This is a genomic window from Enterobacter sp. ECC-249, from assembly GCF_043965265.1.
Lineage (GTDB): Bacteria > Pseudomonadota > Gammaproteobacteria > Enterobacterales > Enterobacteriaceae > Enterobacter > Enterobacter quasiroggenkampii.
In genome coordinates, this window is the sequence record NZ_CP143660.1 from 4,249,994 (window position 1) to 4,271,119 (window position 21,126).

Annotated in this window: 15 protein-coding genes and 3 tRNA genes; 8 read left to right on the plus strand and 10 right to left on the minus strand. The window is 56.8% G+C overall.

The window, feature by feature from the left end; genetic code table 11:
- Nucleotides 1-5: 5 nt before the first annotated feature.
- Entirely contained in the window at nucleotides 6-1,373 is a 1,368-nt protein-coding gene (gene sdaB, locus V1587_RS20180; protein ID WP_249576924.1) for an L-serine ammonia-lyase II, read from the plus strand.
- A 112-nt stretch (nucleotides 1,374-1,485) separates the two neighbouring features.
- Nucleotides 1,486-2,241 (plus strand): flap endonuclease Xni, encoded by a 756-nt coding sequence (xni, locus tag V1587_RS20185; RefSeq protein ID WP_094934826.1) that lies wholly within the window; start codon nucleotides 1,486-1,488, stop codon nucleotides 2,239-2,241.
- 108 nt (nucleotides 2,242-2,349) lie between these two features.
- On the opposite strand, the gene rlmM is transcribed toward xni, so the two are convergent.
- From rlmM to V1587_RS20205, 4 genes are all read right to left on the minus strand, one after another.
- Nucleotides 2,350-3,450, minus strand: coding sequence for a 23S rRNA (cytidine(2498)-2'-O)-methyltransferase RlmM (rlmM, locus tag V1587_RS20190; RefSeq protein ID WP_112780981.1), 1,101 nt, complete (start codon nucleotides 3,448-3,450; stop codon nucleotides 2,350-2,352).
- Nucleotides 3,443-3,838: a DUF423 domain-containing protein gene (locus tag V1587_RS20195; RefSeq protein ID WP_023309031.1), complete on the minus strand. Its 396-nt coding sequence runs from the start codon at nucleotides 3,836-3,838 to the stop codon at nucleotides 3,443-3,445. Before V1587_RS20195 ends, rlmM begins: the two co-directional genes overlap by 8 nt.
- A gap of 39 nt (nucleotides 3,839-3,877) precedes the next feature.
- Nucleotides 3,878-4,795, minus strand: coding sequence for a glycine cleavage system transcriptional regulator GcvA (gcvA, locus tag V1587_RS20200; RefSeq protein WP_023309032.1), 918 nt, complete (start codon nucleotides 4,793-4,795; stop codon nucleotides 3,878-3,880).
- Nucleotides 4,796-5,144: 349 nt separating this feature from the next.
- Nucleotides 5,145-5,372 (minus strand): YgdI/YgdR family lipoprotein, encoded by a 228-nt coding sequence (locus tag V1587_RS20205; RefSeq protein ID WP_008499648.1) that lies wholly within the window; start codon nucleotides 5,370-5,372, stop codon nucleotides 5,145-5,147.
- A gap of 192 nt (nucleotides 5,373-5,564) precedes the next feature.
- On the opposite strand from V1587_RS20205, the gene csdA reads away from it, so the two are divergent.
- Nucleotides 5,565-6,770, plus strand: coding sequence for a cysteine desulfurase CsdA (csdA, locus tag V1587_RS20210; protein WP_371897901.1), 1,206 nt, complete (start codon nucleotides 5,565-5,567; stop codon nucleotides 6,768-6,770).
- Complete coding sequence (csdE, locus tag V1587_RS20215) at nucleotides 6,770-7,216, plus strand: cysteine desulfurase sulfur acceptor subunit CsdE (protein ID WP_371897900.1); 447 nt, start codon at nucleotides 6,770-6,772, stop codon at nucleotides 7,214-7,216. The genes csdA and csdE overlap by 1 nt, the downstream gene beginning before the upstream one ends.
- Here csdE and tcdA read toward each other — a convergent pair.
- Both tcdA and mltA read right to left on the minus strand, forming a co-directional pair.
- A complete protein-coding gene (tcdA, locus tag V1587_RS20220; RefSeq protein ID WP_371897899.1) occupies nucleotides 7,207-8,013 on the minus strand; it encodes a tRNA cyclic N6-threonylcarbamoyladenosine(37) synthase TcdA in 807 nt (268 codons plus the stop codon). The genes csdE and tcdA overlap by 10 nt on opposite strands.
- Before the next feature lie 75 nt (nucleotides 8,014-8,088).
- Complete coding sequence (gene mltA / locus V1587_RS20225) at nucleotides 8,089-9,186, minus strand: murein transglycosylase A (protein ID WP_023309035.1); 1,098 nt, start codon at nucleotides 9,184-9,186, stop codon at nucleotides 8,089-8,091.
- Nucleotides 9,187-9,394: 208 nt separating this feature from the next.
- Here mltA and V1587_RS20230 point away from each other — a divergent pair.
- From V1587_RS20230 to V1587_RS20240, 3 genes are all read left to right on the plus strand, one after another.
- Nucleotides 9,395-9,471, plus strand: a tRNA-Met gene (locus V1587_RS20230).
- A gap of 171 nt (nucleotides 9,472-9,642) precedes the next feature.
- Nucleotides 9,643-9,719: transfer RNA gene (locus V1587_RS20235), tRNA-Met, on the plus strand.
- 44 nt (nucleotides 9,720-9,763) lie between these two features.
- Nucleotides 9,764-9,840 (plus strand) — tRNA-Met (locus V1587_RS20240).
- Between the two features lie 87 nt (nucleotides 9,841-9,927).
- Here the strand turns inward: V1587_RS20240 and amiC are convergent.
- The gene (amiC, locus tag V1587_RS20245) at nucleotides 9,928-11,181 is read right to left on the minus strand and encodes an N-acetylmuramoyl-L-alanine amidase AmiC (RefSeq protein ID WP_021242006.1); all 1,254 of its coding nucleotides are present in this window, start codon (nucleotides 11,179-11,181) and stop codon (nucleotides 9,928-9,930) included.
- 227 nt (nucleotides 11,182-11,408) lie between these two features.
- Here amiC and argA point away from each other — a divergent pair, with 227 nt between their 5' ends.
- Nucleotides 11,409-12,740 carry an amino-acid N-acetyltransferase gene (gene argA, locus V1587_RS20250; protein ID WP_008499655.1) on the plus strand — a complete coding sequence of 444 codons (1,332 nt, stop codon included), beginning with the start codon at nucleotides 11,409-11,411 and terminating at the stop codon, nucleotides 12,738-12,740.
- A 34-nt stretch (nucleotides 12,741-12,774) separates the two neighbouring features.
- Here the strand turns inward: argA and recD are convergent, their stop codons facing one another.
- The 3 genes from recD to ptrA are packed head-to-tail and all read right to left on the minus strand — an operon-like array spanning nucleotide 12,775 to nucleotide 21,013.
- Entirely contained in the window at nucleotides 12,775-14,595 is a 1,821-nt protein-coding gene (gene recD, locus V1587_RS20255) for an exodeoxyribonuclease V subunit alpha (protein ID WP_371897898.1), read from the minus strand.
- On the minus strand, nucleotides 14,592-18,134 hold the full coding sequence (gene recB, locus V1587_RS20260; protein ID WP_395314469.1) for an exodeoxyribonuclease V subunit beta: 3,543 nt from the start codon (nucleotides 18,132-18,134) through the stop codon (nucleotides 14,592-14,594). The genes recD and recB overlap by 4 nt, the downstream gene beginning before the upstream one ends.
- Complete coding sequence (ptrA, locus tag V1587_RS20265; protein ID WP_395314470.1) at nucleotides 18,131-21,013, minus strand: pitrilysin; 2,883 nt, start codon at nucleotides 21,011-21,013, stop codon at nucleotides 18,131-18,133. The genes recB and ptrA overlap by 4 nt, the downstream gene beginning before the upstream one ends.
- Between the last annotated feature and the right edge of the window lie 113 nt (nucleotides 21,014-21,126).

A 21,126-nucleotide genomic window follows, 5' to 3' on the forward strand; every position in this document is an offset into this window, starting at 1 on the left:
GCATCATGATTAGCGTATTCGATATCTTCAAAATCGGTATTGGTCCTTCCAGCTCTCACACCGTCGGACCAATGAAAGCCGGTAAGCAGTTCACGGATGACTTGATTGCACGCGGCATCTTGCATGACATTACCCGCGTGGTTGTCGATGTATACGGCTCGCTTTCCCTGACCGGGAAAGGCCACCATACCGATATCGCCATTATCATGGGCCTGGCGGGAAACCTGCCGGATACCGTTGATATTGATGCGATCCCTGGTTTCATCCAGGACGTTAATACCCACGGTCGCCTGCTGCTGGCAAACGGTGAACACGAAGTGGAATTCCCGGTTGACCACTGCATGAATTTCCATGCGGACAACCTGTCGCTGCACGAAAACGGCATGCGCATTACCGCGCTGGCCGGCGACAAAGCGGTATACAGCCAGACGTATTATTCTATCGGCGGCGGTTTTATCGTCGACGAAGACCACTTTGGTCAAACCAATACCTCTTCTGTTGAGGTGCCGTATCCGTACAAAACTGCGGCAGACCTTCAGCGTCACTGCCAGGAGACGGGCCTTTCCCTCTCCGGCCTGATGATGAAAAACGAGCTGGCCCTGCACAGTAAAGAAGAGCTCGAACAGCACTTCACTAACGTCTGGGAAGTGATGCGCGGCGGTATTGAGCGCGGGATCACCACCGAAGGCGTTCTGCCGGGCAAGCTTCGCGTGCCGCGTCGTGCTGCTGCGCTGCGCCGCATGCTGGTGAGCACCGATAAAACGACAACGGACCCGATGGCCGTCGTAGACTGGATCAACATGTTCGCCCTGGCGGTAAACGAAGAGAACGCCGCAGGGGGCCGTGTGGTCACCGCGCCGACTAACGGCGCCTGCGGTATCGTTCCGGCGGTGCTGGCGTATTACGACAAGTTTATCCGTGAAGTGAACGCGAACTCACTGGCGCGCTACCTGCTGGTCGCCAGTGCGATTGGTTCCCTGTATAAGATGAACGCGTCCATTTCCGGTGCGGAAGTGGGCTGTCAGGGTGAAGTCGGCGTGGCATGTTCCATGGCGGCGGCGGGTCTGGCGGAGCTGTTGGGCGCAAGCCCGGCGCAGGTGTGCATTGCTGCGGAAATCGGCATGGAACACAACCTGGGGCTGACCTGTGACCCGGTGGCCGGACAGGTACAGGTGCCGTGCATCGAACGTAACGCGATTGCCTCCGTGAAGGCGGTAAACGCGGCACGTATGGCGCTGCGCCGCACCAGCGAGCCGCGCGTCTGTCTCGATAAGGTTATCGAAACCATGTACGAAACGGGTAAAGATATGAACGCCAAATACCGCGAAACCTCTCGCGGCGGCCTGGCGATGAAGATCGTGACCTGCGATTAAGCCTCTCGGGAAGCCTCGTTTTGCGAGGCTTCTTCCTGTTTTCCCCACCATTCATAGTTTCATGCTGCTGACAGTGTTACCCTTCACGCATTAGATAGAAGGGAGATTATCTGTGGCCGTTCATTTACTTATCGTCGATGCTCTTAACCTGATTCGCCGTATCCATGCGGTACAGGGGACGCCTTGTAAAGACACATGCCTGCACGCGCTGGAACAGCTTATCCGCCACAGTGAGCCCACCCACGCGGTCGCGGTATTTGATGACGAAGCCCGCAACACGGGCTGGCGACATCAGCGTCTGCCGGACTACAAAGCCGGACGCGCACCGATGCCGGACGATCTTCACGCTGAATTACCCATGCTGCGCGCCGCATTTGAACAGCGGGGCGTCCCCTGCTGGGGCGCTCAGGGAAATGAAGCCGACGATCTCGCGGCCACCCTGGCCGTAAAGGTGGCGAGTGCCGGGCATCAGGCCACTATCGTTTCAACTGACAAAGGCTACTGCCAGCTGCTCTCCCCGACTATCCGCATTCGCGACTATTTTCAAAAACGCTGGCTGGACGCGCCGTTTATTGCCAGCGAGTTCGGCGTCTCGCCTGAGCAACTGCCGGATTACTGGGGCCTGGCAGGCATCAGCAGCTCAAAGGTTCCGGGTGTCGCCGGGATTGGGCCGAAGAGCGCCGCGCAGCTGCTGATCGATTTTCAGAGTCTGGAAGGGATTTACGCCCGTCTGGATGAGGTGCCAGAAAAGTGGCGCAAGAAGCTGGAGGCTCATAAAGAGATGGCGTTTATCTGCCGGGAAATCGCAACGCTACAGACGGATTTACAGCTGGATGGGAATTTACAGCAGTTGCGTTTAGAACGTTAATACCCCTCACCCTAACCCTCTCCCCATAGGGGAGAGGGAACTGCTCGGTGCGGTCTTTTCCCCCTCGCCCTTTTGGGGAGAGGGCCGGGGTGAGGGGCAATCAGCGCACTATCGCTCGTCGCGACGTCCACCGACCGCAGCCCACCAGCGACGAATATGCACCGTCACCTCTTCGCGGTCGTGATAAAGCTGACGCGCCTGGATCTCCACGTTAATACCGTGTTCATCCATCTGCTCCTGAATATAGGCCAGATTCTGCGACACTTCCTCATAGCGCTTTTTCATCGGCAGCTTAAGGTTGAATATGGTCTCACGACACCAGCCGTTGACCAGCCAGGAGGCCATCAGCGCGGCGACTTTTGCCGGCTTCTCAACCATATCGCACACCATCCACGAGATGTTGTTACGGTTCGGGCGATAGCGGAAACCGTCTTCACGCAGCCAGGTGACCTGCCCGGTATCCATCAGGCTTTGCGCCATTGGGCCGTTATCAACGGACGATACCCACATATTGCGTTTCACCAGCTGATAGGTCCAGCCGCCCGGGCACGCGCCAAGGTCGACGGCGTACATGCCGTTTGCCAGACGCTCGTCCCACTCATCCGCCGGGATAAAGACGTGGAACGCCTCTTCCAGCTTGAGCGTGGAACGGCTTGGCGCATCGGCCGGGAAGCGCAAACGCGGGATGCCCATAAAGAAGGGAGAGTTGTTGGTGGTGTACGAATAGCCCGTATAGCAGCAGCCCGGTGCGATAAAGAAGATATGCACCACCGGACGCTTCGGCGTTTCGTAGTTCGTCAGCACGCCCGCGTCACGCAGCGCCGCACGCAGCGGCACGGTGAACTTACGGCAGAACTTCATCAGCTCTTTACTTTCGTTGGTATCCGCCACTTCAACGCGCAGATCGCCGCCCTTTTCCACCACGCCCTGCAGCATGCCGACAATTGGCGTGATGCGGTCTTCCGGCGGAAGATCCTTCAGCAGCTCACCCGCAACAAACATCTGGCGAGCAAAGATCAGCGAGCTGAAAGGCAGCTCGCGTGCCAGCTTGTCTGCGTCTTCAGGCTGATAGCACTCGAATACCACATAGCCCGCGTTCTCTTTTACGCGGGCAAAGCCGAAGACTTCGCGCTTCGCCGCTTTATCGGTAATTTCCGCGGCGCACTCTTTCTCAAACCCCGGGCGACAATATAAAACAACCTTATTCATGAACAACGCCCTTGCGTTTCAGACGGATAGCTCCGATAAACATTAATACCCAACCTGCCAGGAAGCTGAAGCCGCCGACAGGTGTAACGAACGCCCACAGGCGCAGATGCGAGAGCGCAAGGCAGTACAGGCTACCGCTAAACAACACGGTACCCAGCGCCATAAACACGCTGCTCCAGTAAAACCAGATACTGATACGACGCTGCATCGCCACCGCCAGCCCAAAAATAGCCAGCGTATGGAACGCCTGATATTCAAGGCCGGTCTGGATCCAGCCCATCTCTACTGCGCCCAAAGACTTGCTTAATACATGTGCGCCAAAGGCGCCCAGTGCAACAAAAATAAAGCCACTCACCGCGGCAAAAATCAGCATGAATCGGCTGGTCATGTTTAAGTCCTGAATTGATGCGTGCCCGGCACACAAACGTTATTGCTCATACCTGAAGCGGAATTTTTCTTGCTCGGTTGCCGCTTTCGCCAGTATCCACTGCCGGAAGGCGGCTATTTTACCCAGTTCTGCCTGACTGTCATGACAAACCAGATAAAACGCATTCTTGCTGACCAGTACATCATTAAAAGGGCAAACCAGGCGGCCTGCCTCAATTTCGGACTGCGCCATGACGTTGTTCGCCAACGCCACGCCCTGCCCGTGAATGGCAGCCTGTAACACCATCGCACTGTGGCTAAAGATGGGTCCCTGCTGCACGTTTATATGAGTAAGACCTAATTGACGGGTATAAGTTTGCCAGTCGCGGCGAGAGGCATCATGCAAAAGTGTATGCTGAGCCAGATCGGCGGGTGACTTCAGCGCCTTTTCACCTGTTAACAGCAGGGGAGAACAGACCGGCAGGAGATATTCTGCGTATAATTTCTCAACACGCAAGCCCGGCCAGTTACCGCGACCATAAAAAATAGCGACATCCACGTCATCGGCCAGCTTGTCCTCCTGGCGATCGACCGCCTGGATTCGAACGTCGATCCCCGGATAAGCTGAGTTAAAGCTTGAGAGTCTTGGCACCAGCCAATGAATGGCAAAACTGGGCAATAAACTAACAGTCAGGGCACCTTTTGCACTGCGAGCCTGCAGCTTACGCGTGGCTTCCGTAAGCTGGGAAAAAATCTCTTTAATATCCTGAAAATAGCTCTGCCCCTCTTCGGTCAACAGCAACGAACGGTTGCGTCGACGAAACAGCTTAAGGCCCAGAAAATCCTCCAGAGACTTGATTTGGTGACTTACTGCGGCCTGTGTCACAAAAAGCTCATCTGCTGCGCGGGTAAAGCTCAGGTGACGTGCTGCTGCATCAAAAACACGTAATGCATTAAGGGGTGGCAATCGCTTTGACATGGTTATCTGGCTTAGATGTTAACGGATTTTAACAAACAGGAAACAACGTTTAACCTATTAGTTTTTTTTATCTGAGCCATTATAATTTGTCCGTTGAGGAACTACCAGCAAATACCTATAGTGGCGGCACTTCCTGAGCCGGAACGAAGAGCTTTTTTCGGAATGCGTGTTCTGAAGGGCTTTTGGCTTACGGTTGTGATGTTGTGTTGTTGTGTTTGCAATTGGTCTGCGATTCAGACCACGGTAGCAACGCTACCAATTTTTCACTTCCTGTACATTTACCCTGTCTGTCCATAGTGATTAATGTAGCACCGCCAATTTGCGGTGCTTTTTTTTCGCCTGCGATCTGTTAGTGCTCGATCTCTTTCATCTCTTTCACGTCCGTGCGGTTAATCTGCTGCTTGTTCCCGTTAGCATCTTTGTACGAAATCATCCCGGTATCATTATCGGTAGTCGGTTTCCCTTCCGAAACGATAGAACGACCATCGTTGGTGTGCATCACGTAGTTATTACCAGAACACGCGCTCAGGGCAAAGGTAAACGCACAGGCAGAAATGATTGCAGCTGTCTTATTCATGATTATTCTCCTTTAGCAATTAATGCTATTCAAACCTCGATTTATAACAGGCTAAAACATCCGCCTAACACTATTTAGCATAACCTGCTTTTTTGAGGTCGTATGGATAAGCAGACAATTCTGATAGATATCAACCTCCTTGCCCTGCCGCTGAAATTGCGCGACGATCGCTATATTGAAATGAGGAATCCCATGAACGCTTTCAGTCCTGCGCAGTTTCGCGCACAGTTTCCGGCCCTGGCCGATGCCGGTATTTACCTGGACAGCGCCGCCACCGCCCTTAAGCCACAGGCGGTGATTGAAGCCACGCAGCGGTTCTACAGCCTGAGCGCCGGGAACGTGCATCGCAGCCAGTTTGCCGAAGCGCAGCGATTAACCGCGCGCTACGAAGCCGCTCGCGATCAGGTCGCGCGCCTGATCAATGCCGAAAGCGGGAAAAACATCGTCTGGACGCGCGGCACGACCGAGGCCATCAATATGGTGGCCCAGTGCTACGCGCGCCCGCTGCTTCAGCCGGGCGATGAGATCGTCGTCAGCGAAGCGGAACATCACGCCAACCTGGTACCATGGCTGATGGTGGCCGAGCAGACGGGTGCGCGCGTAGTGAAACTCCCGCTAGGTGCAGACCTTCTGCCCGATGTGGTCCGTCTCCCCGAGCTGATTACTCCCCGCAGCCGCATTCTGGCGCTCGGGCAGATGTCGAACGTTACGGGTGGTTGCCCGGACCTCGCTCAGGCTATTCGCATTGCCCATGCCAGCGGGATGGTGGTGATGGTAGACGGCGCTCAGGGCGTGGTGCACTTCCCCGCTGATGTGCAGGCGCTGGATATAGACTTCTATGCCTTCTCAGGACATAAGCTTTATGGGCCAACCGGTATAGGGGCGCTGTACGGCAAGCCAGAACTGCTGGCAAAAATGACGCCATGGCTCGGTGGCGGCAAAATGATTACCGAAGTGTCGTTCGATGGCTTCAAAACTCAGGATGTTCCCTATCGTCTGGAAGCCGGTACGCCGAACGTGGCGGGGGTGATTGGCTTAAGCGCGGCGCTGGAGTGGCTGGCTGAAACCGACATTGTTCAGGCTGAAAGCTGGAGTCGGGGACTGGCGACGCTGGCAGAGGAAGAACTGAAAAAGCGCCCGGGTTTCCGCTCGTTCCGCGTTCAGGACTCAAGCCTGCTCGCCTTTGATTTTGCAGGCGTGCATCACAGCGACATGGTGACGCTGCTGGCCGGGTATGGCATCGCCCTGCGCGTCGGGCAGCACTGCGCGCAGCCGCTGCTGGCGGCGCTCGGCGTTAACGGTACGCTGCGTGCCTCGTTCGCGCCCTATAACACACAAAGCGATGTTGACGCGCTGGTCGCCGCCGTTGACCGCGCGCTTGAAATACTGGTGGATTAATGACTAGCGCTGCTTTAGCCGGACATCCGTTTGGCACCGTCATCACTGAAGAGACGTTAAAACAGACCTTTGCCCCGCTTTCACAGTGGGAAGATAAATATCGCCAGCTGATTCTTCTCGGTAAGCAATTACCAACCCTCTCTGACGATCTCAAGGCGCAGGCGAAAGAGATTGCAGGCTGTGAAAACCGCGTCTGGCTGGGCGTGAGCGTCTCCGGCGAGAAGCTGCACTTCTTCGGCGACAGCGAAGGCCGCATCGTCCGGGGCCTGCTGGCCGTATTGTTGACCGCTGTGGAAGGGAAAAGCGCGGCGGAATTGCTGGCGCATTCGCCGCTGGCGTTATTTGATGAGCTGGGGCTGCGCGCGCAGCTCAGCGCTTCGCGCGGTCAGGGGCTGATCGCGCTCAGCGAAGCCGTACAGGAGGCCGCACGTCAGGCTCAGGCCTGACGTTCCGCCTTCGCCATCATCTTTTTCAGGGCGTGAGACACCGCCACAAAGCCAAAGGAAGCGGTCACCATGGTGGCCGCGCCAAAGCCTGAGGCGCAATCCATTCTCTTTGGCCCTTCCGCCGTGCTTTTCATCGCACACACGGAACCATCCGCCTGCGGGTAGACCAGCGCTTCGGTCGAGAACACGCAGTCGACGCCCAGCTTACCTTTGCTGTTCTTCACGACGTTAAAGTCGCTCTTCAGGCGTTCACGCAGCTTGGCGGCAAGAGGATCCTGAATGGTTTTCGCCAGATCGGCCACCTGGATCTGCGTCGGATCGATTTGCCCGCCCGCGCCGCCCGTCGTGACCAGCGGCACCTTGTAGCGGCGGCAGTACGCGATCAACGCCGCTTTTGGACGCACGCTGTCGATGGCATCAATCACATAGCTGTAGCCTTTGCTCATGTACTCCGCGACGTTATCTGCCGTCACAAAGTCGTCGATCACCGTCACGCGGCACTCCGGGTTGATCAAACGGATACGCTCCGCCATGACCTCAGACTTCGCCAGCCCGACGCTATCGCGCAGGGCATGGATTTGACGGTTGGTGTTGGTGACGCAAACGTCATCCATATCAATCAGCGTGATTGCGCCAATACCGGTTCTCGCCAGCGCTTCTGCCGCCCACGACCCCACACCGCCAATGCCCACGACGCAGACGTGCGCATCCGCAAACAGCTGCAGGGCTTTTTCACCATATAAACGTGCCGTTCCGCCAAAACGCTGGCGCCAGGCCTCGCTGATTACCACAGACATAAAACCTCAGATGTAAAAAGGGTGAGGTTTTCCTCACCCTGAACAGTAATCCGTATTGCGCTCAGAATACCACAATCAGCCGCTGAATACGTTTCCAGCGCCCGGCGCCGCCTTCAGTACCCACACGCGTCCGTAGTGGTTATACCAGCCCGCGCGATGGCCTGCATCAGGGCCAATACCCTGGTAGATGTCGAAGTGCTGGCCTTTAATCGCCCCGCCGACGTCCAGCGCCACCATCAGACGCAGCTCATACTGGCCGTTGAACTTGCCGTTGTTGTCCAGCAGCGGGACCTCTGCCAGCAGCGTGGTGCCAGCAGGAATAATCGAACGATCCGATGCTACCGACGCGCGGCCAATCAGCGGTACCGCACTCGCCCCTTTCACCGGCGCGAAGTTTTGCGGTTTGAAGAAGACGAACGACGGGTTCTGCTCCAGCAGCTCGCGCACCTCGGCTTCGCTGTGTTTCTCGCCCCACTCGCGAATAGCCTGCATCGACATGTCTTCTTTCTTCACTTCGCCGCGGTCGATCAGCACCTTGCCGATACTGCGATAGGCGTGGCCGTTTTTACCGGAATAGCTGAAGAAGTTAAGCGGCGAACCGTCGCCAAAATCAATGTAACCGCTGCCCTGCACGTCCATGATGAAGTTATCCATCAGGGAGTTGCTGTAGGCCAGAACGTAGTTTTCGCTCAGCGCACCGGCGTAGATCTCAGCACGAGACGGCAGACGACCGCGTTTTGGCGGCATACGGTAGATAGGATACTGGAATTCGCCCTGACGGGAGTGTCGTGCCTGGATAACCGGGGTGTAATAGCCGGTAAACTGAACGTTGCCGTAGTTATCGGCTCCTTCCATCTGCCACGCGTCGATACCAAACTGGCGCATGTTGCGCGTATCGCCACCTGCTTTCAGCCAGTCCTGGACTGCGTTATACACGCTACTCTGGGTGCCATACAGACGCGGCGACGCGTTGCGGATCTGGTAGACCTGCTCGGAGAAATCACCGGCATTAATCGGTGCGCCGACCGCATCAGGCTGATTAACTAAAGAGAAAGGCTGGGATAACTTCCCGTCTTTATACTGTTGACCGCGATCGGTCGGTTTGGAAGAACAGGCCGCAAGAATCGCTACCATTGCGCCCGCCATCAGATACTTCGCCCAACGTCCTTTCATTATATCTCGTCTTTAAGTTGCCCATTTCCGCGTGATGAAGATAACAAACCGCCAGGGCTAATGAAATGCGATCGCATGCCCTTTGGCAAATTTTGCGCAAAAAATAGTCCAAACAACGCCATGTCGTTCAATTTGCATACAAAATCATGATAAATGTGAAAAAGGGGTTGCATCACAAACCTATCCGAGTATAGTGCGCATCCACGGACGCGGGGTGGAGCAGCCTGGTAGCTCGTCGGGCTCATAACCCGAAGGTCGTCGGTTCAAATCCGGCCCCCGCAACCAATTAAAATTTGATGAAGTATCTTCTACGACAGTAGAAATTTTTGCGAAGTAGTTCGAATCACAGCAAGGCGACGACGCAGTGAATCCTTAGGAACTTACACTAGTAAGTGACTAAGGTGAACGAGGAAAGTCAACGCAGATGTGGTTTGAAATACGAAGCAAAAAGACGGACGCGGGGTGGAGCAGCCTGGTAGCTCGTCGGGCTCATAACCCGAAGGTCGTCGGTTCAAATCCGGCCCCCGCAACCAATCAAATTTGAAGAAGTAAGCTTCTACAAGAGTAGAAAGACGGACGCGGGGTGGAGCAGCCTGGTAGCTCGTCGGGCTCATAACCCGAAGGTCGTCGGTTCAAATCCGGCCCCCGCAACCAACACTTCTAAAACAATAAACACCCTTAAGGGTGTTTTTTTGTATCTGTCGTTTGTGAATTTGCCGGGCGTGAACCCGGCTGAAAGGTTTACCCGCGCCGCGCCAGCGTCGCCCCGTCAGAGAAATACGCGCGAATCCCCGCCAGAATCGACTCCGCAACCTCCTGCTGGAATTTTGCCGTCTTGAGCTTACGCTCCTCTTCCACGTTACTGATAAACGCGGTTTCTACCAGAATGGACGGGATGTCCGGCGCCTTGAGTACCGCAAACCCGGCCTGTTCAACGCTGTTTTTATGCAGCTTATTGATGTTGCCCAGCTTGCCCAGCACCGCTTTACCAAACTTCAGGCTGTCGTTAATGGTCAGCGACTGCACCATATCGAACATAGTGTGGTCGACGTAGCGGTCGCCGCTTTTGCTCACGCCACCGATCAGGTCCGAGGCGTTCTGGGTGTCCGCCAGGTATCTCGCGGCGGTACTGGTCGCGCCTTTCGTTGATAGCGCAAACACCGACGAGCCACTTGGCTGACGGCTGGTAAACGCATCCGCATGTATCGACACGAACAAATCGGCGCGCTGCTTCTGCGCTTTCGCCACCCGGACCTTCAGCGGAATGAAGACGTCCTCATTACGCGTCATATAGGCGCGCATATTGCCTTCTTTATCGATTAAGGCCTTCAGACGGCGGGCAATTTGCAGCACCACGTCTTTTTCACGCGTGCGATATTTCCCCACAGCGCCGGAGTCTTCGCCGCCGTGGCCTGGATCGAGCATGATCACAATCGGACGATCGCGCCCTGCTTTCCCCGGCTGCGGACCGCTTTGCGCAGGGGGAACCTGACGCTGCAGATCGCCTTTATTGTAATCTTCCAGCAGGGCAAGAAGCGGATCCTGAATATCCGTCGCATTGGCCGGGTAGAGATCCATCACCAGACGCTCTTTGAAGGTCGCAACAGGCGCGAGGGCAAACAGCTGCGGCTTAACGTTCTGCTTCAGTTCAAACACCATGCGCACGGTCTGCGGATCGAACTGCCCGACGCGCGCCGATTTAATAAACGGATCGTCGCCGCGGATTTGCGCCGCCATCCCTTTCAGCACGGAGTTGAGGTTAACGCCTTCGAGATCCACCACCACACGTTCCGGGTTGCTGAGGGCAAATTGCTTATATTTCAGCACGCGATTGGATTCGACCGTCACGCGCGTATAGGTCGACGATGGCCAGACGCGCACCGCCACGACCTGACTGGTGGCGGCAAGACCGACCTGACTGACGCTAAGCAACCACATTGCCCCTGCCCCTTTTAACAAACGGCGGCGGCTTATTGCTGAATTGGATCCCGACATGCTTCTCCCGAGCAAGAACACTGACTGATATACAAAAAGTCCAGATTGACCGAAAACTTTAACGAATGACGCATAAACTGTCATCTATAAAAGGGTAAACAATCATACGCTAACGCACGGATTACTTATCATTTTCTGTGGGTCGCGGAAAATTTGCGCTTGCACACGCGGCCACAATCGAATAAAAATACAGAAATTACGAATAAACATTCATTAAGGGTTGTGCCATGGTGAAGGAACGTAGAACCGAACTGGTCCAGGGATTCCGCCATTCTGTTCCCTATATCAACGCCCATCGGGGAAAAACGTTTGTCATCATGCTTGGCGGCGAAGCCATTGAGCATGAAAATTTTTCCAGCATCGTCAATGACATTGGCCTGCTGCACAGCCTGGGGATCCGCCTGGTGGTGGTCTATGGCGCGCGACCGCAGATCGACGCCAACCTGGCCGCTCACCACCACGAGCCGATTTACCACAAGCATACCCGCGTCACGGATGCCAAAACCCTTGAGCTGGTGAAGCAGGCGGCAGGTCTGCTGCAGCTGGATATTACCGCTCGCCTCTCCATGAGCCTCAACAACACGCCGCTGCAGGGCGCGCATATCAACGTCGTGAGCGGCAACTTCATCATTGCCCAGCCGCTCGGCGTGGACGATGGCGTGGATTACTGCCATAGCGGCCGCATTCGTCGTATTGATGAAGAAGCCATTCACCGCCAGCTGGACAGCGGCGCCATCGTGCTGATGGGCCCGGTCGCCGTTTCCGTGACCGGCGAAAGCTTTAACCTGACGTCCGAAGAGATCGCCACGCAGCTGGCGATCAAGCTGAAGGCGGAAAAAATGATTGGGTTTTGCTCGTCCCAGGGCGTCGTGAACGATGAAGGAACGATCGTGCCGGAACTCTTCCCGAATGAAGCCCAGGCCCGCGTGGAGGCGCTGGAAGCCGAAGGCGATTACCACTCCGGCACCGTGCGCTTCCTGCGTGGCGCCGTGAAGGCCTGCCGCAGCGGCGTGCGCCGCAGCCACCTGATCAGCTATCAGGAAGACGGGGCCCTGCTGCAGGAGCTTTTCTCCCGCGACGGTATTGGTACGCAGATTGTGATGGAGAGTGCGGAGCAGATTCGCCGCGCCACCATCAACGACATCGGCGGTATTCTGGAGCTGATTCGCCCACTGGAACAGCAGGGTATTCTGGTGCGTCGCTCACGCGAGCAGCTGGAGATGGAGATCGACAAATTCACCATTATTCAGCGTGATAACCTGACCATCGCCTGCGCCGCGCTCTATCCGTTCCCGGAAGAGAAGATCGGCGAAATGGCCTGCGTGGCGGTGCATCCTGATTACCGAAGCTCTTCACGCGGCGAAATGCTGCTTGAGCGCGTGGCGGCACAGGCGCGCCAGATGGGGCTGAGCAAGCTGTTCGTCCTGACGACGCGCAGCATTCACTGGTTCCAGGAGCGCGGGTTCACGCCGGTGGATATCGATTCGCTGCCGGAAACGAAGAAAGAGATGTACAACTATCAGCGTCGTTCAAAAGTGCTGATGGCTGACCTGGGATAATACGACGCCCTCACCGTCCGGCGAGGGCGTTCGTTCAGAGGGACTCAAATATCGCGCCCAGCCCGCTTCGGCGTTCCGTGCGGGTGGCGATCGCCTGCACCAGCACCCGCTCATCGGCATACAGCGACAGACGCTGGCGCGCGCGCGTAATGGCGGTATAGATCAGCTCGCGGGTAATGACGGGGGAAAGCTGCGTGGGCAGGATCAGCGCCGCGTGGTTAAATTCGGAGCCCTGAGATTTATGTACCGTCATCGCCCAGGCGGTTTCATGCTCGGGCAAACGGCTGGGCTGGAAGGACTTCACGCTGCCGTCCGGCATCTGGAACCAGACGCGCAGGCCCTGGCCGCAGTCGAGCGCAATCCCGATATCCCCGTTAAAGAGCCCCAGCGCGCTGTCGTTGCGGGAGATCATCACCGGTCGCCCTTCATACCAGCGCGAGTGCGGGGTACGGTTAATTTTGCGTTTTTGCGCCAGCAGCTGTTCCAGCCTGTCGTTCAGACCCCGGACGCCAAAGGGGCCTTCCCTCAGCGCACAGAGCAGCTGATATTCACCAAACGCGGCAATGACCTGCTCCGGCGTACTTTGCTGTTGTACGCCCGTCAGAAAGCGCTGGTACCCCTGCAGGGCGTCATCAAGCATCGCCTGATACTCTTCCCCGCTTTGCAGCGATTTTTTCTCAATATCCGTATAGGTTCCGTCAAATACAGCAGTGGTGGTGCGCCGGTCACCCCGGTTAACTGCCGCCGCAAGCTGGCCGATGCCGGAGTCTCTGCCGAAACGATAGCTTTTTTGCAGCAGGCACAGGCTGTCGCGCAGCGCGCCCGCAAGCGAGTGGCTTTCAGAGGTGAGCGTACATCCTGTGAGGCGGGCTAGCTCCTGAGCGCGTTCAGCGGTATATCCCAGACTGGCATAGGTGCAGATATCGCCCAGTACGGCCCCCGCCTCCACGGAGGCGAGCTGGTCACGATCGCCGAGGAAAATGACGCGCGCGTGCGGCGGTAGCGCATCGATCAAACGCGACATCATCGTCAGGTCAATCATCGACGCTTCATCCACCACCAGCACATCCAGGTGCAGCGGGTTACCGGCGTGGTAGCGCAGACGCTGGCTACCTGGCTGTGCGCCAAGCAAACGGTGCAGCGTGCTGGCTTCACTAGGGAAAAGCGCAAGCTGATCCCCGGTTAGCGGCAGCTTTTGCAGCGCGCCGCCTAACGACTCCGTCAGACGCGCCGCCGCTTTACCGGTGGGGGCCGCCAGGCGAATACGGCACTTTTGCTCACCCGATAGCTGAATCAGCGCAGCAAGCAGTTTTGCCACTGTAGTCGTTTTCCCGGTGCCCGGGCCGCCAGAAATCACCGAGATCCGTCGCGTTAAGGCCACGGCTGCCGCCACTTTCTGCCAGTCTGTCGCCTCGTCAGAGGAAAACAGCGTATCCAGCGTTTGCCGGAGCTGCGCTTCATCGCAGGGAAGCGGGGCGTTGGTCTCGCTGAAGAAGCGCGCTACCGTCAGTTCGTTACGCCACAGCCGGTTAAGATACAAACGCTCGCCGACCAGGATCATCGGCGTCCCGGTATCGGCTCCGCTCACGGCAGGCGAGCTAAGTAAAATCCCCTGCCAGTCCACGGCGTCACCCAGCAGCGCGAAACACGCCTGTAAAGCCGGAGGCATTTTCTCATCCACCGCCAGACGCGACAGCGGCAGACATACGTGCCCTTCCCCCGCGTCTTTGCTCAGAATAGCGGCGGCAAGCATGACGGCAGGCTCCTCGCCTGCCACCATCATGGCGAACTGCACATCCAGGTGGCGCAGTAATCGTTGTTCAACCGCGTCAAGCAGTAGCGCCTGCATCGTCATGCCACCTCCTCCGTGCCTGCAGCAAACAGGTTATCCATTTTTTCAATCAGTTCCACAGCCGGACGCGTGCTAAAGACGCCGGAACGCGGGTCGTTGGCGTCCACGCCTCGCAGGAACAGGTAAATCACGCCGCCAAAATGGGCGTCGTAGCAGTAATCGGCAATACGATGGCGCAGGTAACGATGCAGCGCCAGGGTGTAAAGCTGGTACTGCAGATCGTAGCGATGCATTTGCATAGCCGATGCCATCGCCTGTTGGGTATAGGCTGTGCTGTCTTCGCCCAGCCAGTTCGATTTGTAATCCAGCAGGTAGTAGCGCCCTTCGTGGCGGAAAACGAGGTCGATAAAGCCTTTTAGCATCCCCTGCACCTGGCGGAAGTTCAGCGGAGGGCACCCGGCGGATAACGGATCGTACTCGCGGATCAGCGCATCAAGCGCCTCGGCCCTGAGCGGACTGGCGATAGGGAGGTAAAACTCCATCTCCACCTGCTTATCTTTGGCGGTCAACTGGCTAAGCGAGATCCCCTGCGCGGTGAGCGGCGCGTGCAGAACCGCGCGGATCCAGTCGGTGAGAACTGGCTGCCACTGTGCGTCGTAGCCGCCACTCTGTAACATCTTTAGCACCCACTCTTCGGAAACCGGCTGGGTAAAATCCAGCTCTTCAAACAGGCTGTGCAAAAACGTGCCCGGCGAGGCGCCGCGCGGGAACTGGTGCGGCGTCAGCACCGGCTCAACGGGTACGCTACCGGCGCCTGCGGCATCCACGTCCAGTTTTGGCATCAGATCCTGCGCAATACTCTGCCCGTGCTGCTGTAAGCCGGAGTAGCTGGTCACGCGCCAGTCGTCCGCAATAGTGCGTATCACCCGACGGGCATGGAGATCTGACTCGTGCGGCTCCGGCATGTGCCAGCGGCTGTTGTCGGGCAGCGAAGGAATATGCAGGGCAACATGCTCAGAGCATAGGGATTCGATGCACTGGCGCAGGCCCGCCGCGTCTTTGGGTTCACCCTGCTGAATAAGCCGCCCCAGCGCGCTCAGATGAAAATCGCTCTCCCCGCTCTTTTCGCCCCGACGCCGGAACAGCGGCGCAACACCCAGGCTGCAGTGCCAGACCGAGCGGGTTAGCGCCACGTAGAGCAGGCGTAAATCTTCCGCCAGACGTTCGGCCTCTGCCAGCTCAACGCTGGACTCCGCGTTGCTGAGATCGAGCACCGCCTCAAACGACTCGCGATCGTGGTAAAAAGCCTGATCCTGCACGCGGTAATTGGCGATAAACGGTAGCCAGACCAGCGGATATTCCAGGCCTTTCGACTTGTGGATGGTGACGATCTGCACCAGATGTTTATCACTCTCGAGGCGCATCTGCTGGCTGGAGGAATTGCTGTTCGGATCGGCAATCTGCTGCGCCAGCCAGCGCACCAGGGCGTGCTCGCTCTCCAGCTGCGTACCCGCTTCCTGCAACAGTTCGCTGATGTGTAAAATATCGGTCAAACGCCGCTCGCCACCTGCTGTCGCCAGCATATTCTCCGCAATATGGCGCTGTGCCATGAGCTCGCGCACCATCGCCATCACGCCGCGCTTCTGCCATTTTTCGCGATAGCGAACAAACTCTTCTACCACGGCATCCCACGCGGCTTCGTCATTGTTGAGCGCATCAATATCGCGCGCGTTCAGTCCGAGCATCGCGCTGGCTAATGCGCTGCGCAGCGTACTTTCCCGCTCCGGGGCCAGCACGGCCTGTAGCAGCCAAAGCATCTCCTGCGCCTCCAGCGTTTCAAAGACGCTGTCGCGGTTTGAGAGGTAGACGGAGGGGATATTCAGTAACGTCAGGGCGTCGCGGATGAGCGCGGCCTCCTGACGGCTACGCACCAGTACCGTAATGTCTGATGCCTTTACAGGGGTTGGTTTATCCCCCTTCCACAGCAGCGCTTCACCGCGCGCCCCCGCGCTGAGCCAGTCACGGATTTGCGCGGCACAGTGCTGGGCCATGGCATTTTGATAGTCGGCAACGCCGCAGCCTTCCCCATCCAGCAGCCAGAAGTTCATGGCAGGCTGCGTCACTCCGTTAAACTCGAAGCGCAACGAGGCATTTTTCGGGGCAAATTTTACCGGCTGAAACGGGATCTCCCGGAACATAAACGCCGTATCCATGCGGCTAAACAGCGCGTTGACGCTTTCCACCATGCCGGGAGAGGAGCGCCAGTTGGTATCGAGCGTGTAGTGCGCGTCAACCTCGCTGCGGGCTTTCATGTAGGTGAAAATATCCGCACCGCGGAAGGCGTAGATGGCCTGTTTCGGATCGCCAATTAACAGCAGCGCGGTGTCGGGCTGCTGGCGCCAGATACGGTGAAAAATGCGGTACTGCTGTGGGTCGGTGTCCTGAAATTCGTCAATCATCGCCACCGGGAAACGGGTGCGAATCGCGGCGGCAAGCGCTTCGCCGTTTTCACTGCACAGCGCCGCATCAAGGCGACTCAGCATATCGTCGAAACCCAGTTCCCCCCGGCGGCGTTTCTCGCGCGCGACGGCTTCACGAATTTCGGTCATCGCGCGGGCGATCATCAGATGGTTGAGCGTGAGGGGCTCCGCCAGCAGGTTTTCAATCGCCACAAACAGAGGATGCTCAGGCACAATGCCGTCGGCTTTGGTCCGCTCAGCCAGGAAACGTTGGGAGAATTTCTCCAGCGCGTCCGGGAGCTGGTAGCCTCGCGTCTCTTCCTGCGCCCAGGCGCTGATCTTGTCGATCCATTTTCCCTGATTGCCACGGTTAAACTTGCGTCGGTCAATCCCGGAGTTTTCGATGATGGCGTCAATCTCGCCAACGGACTCTATCCATTTTTGCTTGATGTCAGCAACCTGCGCGATGATTTTTTCATGCCGTGAGGCCAGGGTTTCATCTGCCGGCGGCGGGGATTTGATGACCGGCGCTTCCCCCTGCAGATAACGATCGATCGCGCGCAGCAGCGCCTCCGGTCCTTTCCACAACGCATGTACCGCTTCGGCGATATCGCGCGGTAACGGGTAACAGTGGCGACGCCAGAAATCCGCACAGGCCTGATAGCGAAGCACGGATTCATCTTCAATAAGCTGCTGTTCGAACAGCATACCGGACTCGAACGCATTCAGGCTCAGCATGCGCTGGCAAAAACCGTGAATGGTAAAGACGGACGCTTCGTCCATCTGCCGTTCAGCGAGCAGCAGCCACTGGGCGGCCTGTTGCTTATCGGCAATCTCTTCCAGAAGGCTCGCGTAGAGGGGATTATCCGTGCTCTGACGGAGACAGGCGATGCGCAGCTCGTGGATATTGGTACGAATACGGCCCCGCAGCTCAGCTGTAGCGGCCTCGGTGAAGGTTACCACCAGCAGCTCTTCCACGCTTAAGGGGCGTGGAAAAGCTGCGTTGCCGCCAAGCCCCAGCAGCAGACGCAGATAGAGGGCGGCGATGGTGAAGGTTTTTCCCGTTCCCGCTGAGGCTTCAATCAATCGTTCACCCTGCAGAGGTAAACGTAAGGGATCAAGGGACTCAGCGGTATCGGTCATTCTTTCTTACTCCAGGGCATAGATTGCTGCAGCGCGCTGACGCTTTTCCAGACTTTCCAGCCTTTCGGGTTCACATACTCCGTTTTCCCGTTCTGGCTACCGGAAACCTGAGACAGGATGGTGATTCCCTGCGGCTTAATGACCGCCTGATGGAAGAAGTCGGCAACCTTTTGCGGCGTCAGCTGTTTTATCTCGGCCACTACTTTATCACGCGAATCAAATTTCAGATTACCGCGATCGAAATCTTTGCTCAGCTGCGAGGCTTCTTCACCCAGCGTTTGCGGCGGCTGCATCACCTGCGCGATGACGGCCTGCTGGATCTGGGCAAATTCTTCCGGCTTCATGGCGCGCAGTTTTGCTTCCACCTGCGGGAAGAAGGCCTGGTAACGCTGCCAGAGATACGCCGGCTGTTTATCACTGCTTTGCAGCAGGAAGCCAAGCCCCCACTGTCGGCCTACGTTCATGGAGAAGGCAAATACCGCGTAGCCAAGCTGCTCTTCTGTGCGTAACTGGTTATAGAACCACGGCTGAATAATTTGCCCCAGCACGGCGCTCTGCGCTGAGCTGGCGAATTCATCATAGCCCGTTGGCACAAAGACCGCGGCCAGCGCGGAATCCGTACTGTTGCCCGCCTTTTCAAAAATCACATTCTGTTTTTTCTCAACCAGCACGTCCTGGTTGCGGCACCACTCGTCACCTTTCGAACCAAGCTGTGTGCGAACATCCTCCGCCAGGGTTTTGGCCTGCTCCTCACTCATGTTGCCGACGATCAGGAACTCCGGGCGCGTGTTGGTTTTCAGCGCATCGCGGTACGCCAGCACGTCTTTTAAGGAGATGGAAGGCAGCAGCGCGCGGCGATCCTCACGCTGGAAATAAGGAACCTGCGACAGCATTTGCGCTGGCATAAGCGCCAGATCGTAAGCTTTGCCTTTCTCGGCAGAATCCATCATCTGCGCATACCACGATTTGGCCTGCTCAAGCTGCTCTTCCGTCGGCGTGTAGCTGAAATACCCTTCCAGCAGGGCCTGGAACAGCTGAGGCAAGCGCTGGGTATAGCCGTTTGCATTGAGCATCAAACCGTTGTTGGCGTTGGTAGAGAAGCTGATGCCGCCCACGGCCGCCTGGTTGCTAAGCTGATCGAGCGCAATCCCGGCGAGATAGTCATTGAGCGCGAACATCACCTGATTTTTAGCGCTGTTCATCGCTTTCGGGTTACGCAGCACCACGCTGACATCGGCTTTAGGCTCACTGGCGAAATAGCGGCTTGGGGTATACACGACGCGCAGCGTTGGCTCATCAATGATGAGTTCCGGGTGCGGGTAATCTTTAGTTGTTTTGATCAGCGAGAAGTCATCCGGAATATAGGGGTTCAGCTCCGGCAGCTTCAACGCAATTTCCCCGGCCTTTTTCTGCCAGTCGGCGAAGGTCTGAGCGCTGATTTTATCCACCTGATAAGGAGCATCGACAAAATAGGCCGTCTTGTTATGCGGTTCGTTCGGGCTGATGTACCAGATGCGGGCATTCTCCGGCGTCATCATCGCCAGGCGGGCTTTTACCGCCTCTGCGTCATACCGGTCGGCAATATTCACCGCGTCGAGAGTATGTTCCACCGGCACGCGGATCATGGTATCCGCCAGCCACTCAACGTAATCCATGTCTCGGGTGATGGACGGGTAGCGGAAATCGAGATCCAGCACGTGCGCAAGTTCATCAAAATAGCGCTTATCAACGCCTTTCTCGCGCAGTAAAGCGAGGTAGCTAAAGATAGCCGCCACGACCTCATCGCGGTTGGCCTGTCCTTTGTCTGTCAGCGTCGCGGAGATCGCCAGCACGCCGCTATTGCCGTTCACAACCGGATCGGAATCGGCGCGAATACCTTCCACCAGCCCCTGTTTTTGCAGCCAGTCAGACAGCGTGCCCGGGCTACGGTCACCGATCAGGTAGGTCACCAGCTCATCGGTTTTACTGCGAAACTGTGCGGTGTTGTTATCAATGCGGAATTCCACGCGCAGCACTTTACGAGGCATGGCAGGAACGTAGTGGATCACGATGCCTTTTTGCGCATCCGTGACCACCGGAACGTTTATTTGCGGCAGGTCGATATTTTTATTCGGCACCCGGCCAAACGTTTTAGCCGCCATGCCTGCCAGTTCTGGCAACGGTTTATTGCTGTAGATGACCGCTTTCATCAGGTTGGCTGAGTAGTATTTATCGCGAAACGCGTGCAGGGCATCCAGCACCGGGCTGTTGGGTTTGTCGCTCAAAGTTTCCAGGTTACCGCCGGAGAAGCGCGAGCCCGGGTGCGCAGGGTTGATGGTTTCTGCACTGACCTGCGCCATGCGCATACCGTCTCGCGTGCGGGCCATGGTCAGCTCGGCATTCACCGCATTGCGTTCACGTTCGGCGTATTTTTTATCCAGCAACGGCGCGGCGATAGAATCAGCAAGGCGATCGACCGCCCCTTCCAGCGCATCATTTTCGACTTCGAGATAAAAGGCCGTGCGGTACGGTGCCGTACTGGCATTGTGGCTGCCGCCATGCATCTTCAGAAATTCGGACAGGCTATCTGGCTGCGGGTATTTTTTTGACCCCATCAGCGTCATATGTTCCAGATAGTGCGCAAGACCAGGATGAGCGTCAGGATCTTCCAGCGATCCAACCGGCACCACTAATGCCGACAGGGATTTCACCGCCTGCGGATCGGAAACCAGCAGTACGGTCATGCCGTTATCAAGACGAATAGCCTGATATTGACGGGTATCTTTTTCGCTCTTACGGATAGTTTCCTGAACGGGTTGCCAACCGGAGTCTGCCTGAGTGACAGGTGCACAGAGGGCGACAAACAAAACAAACGCTTTAAACAAGGTGCTGCCTGGCATTACGACCTCTTTATCACGGCTACATCATTAACACATTGCGTGCTGGACACGCCAACATCTCTTTATTGGGTACATCAGTCCGTGATAAGAAGTGCATCATAAATGAACACCCC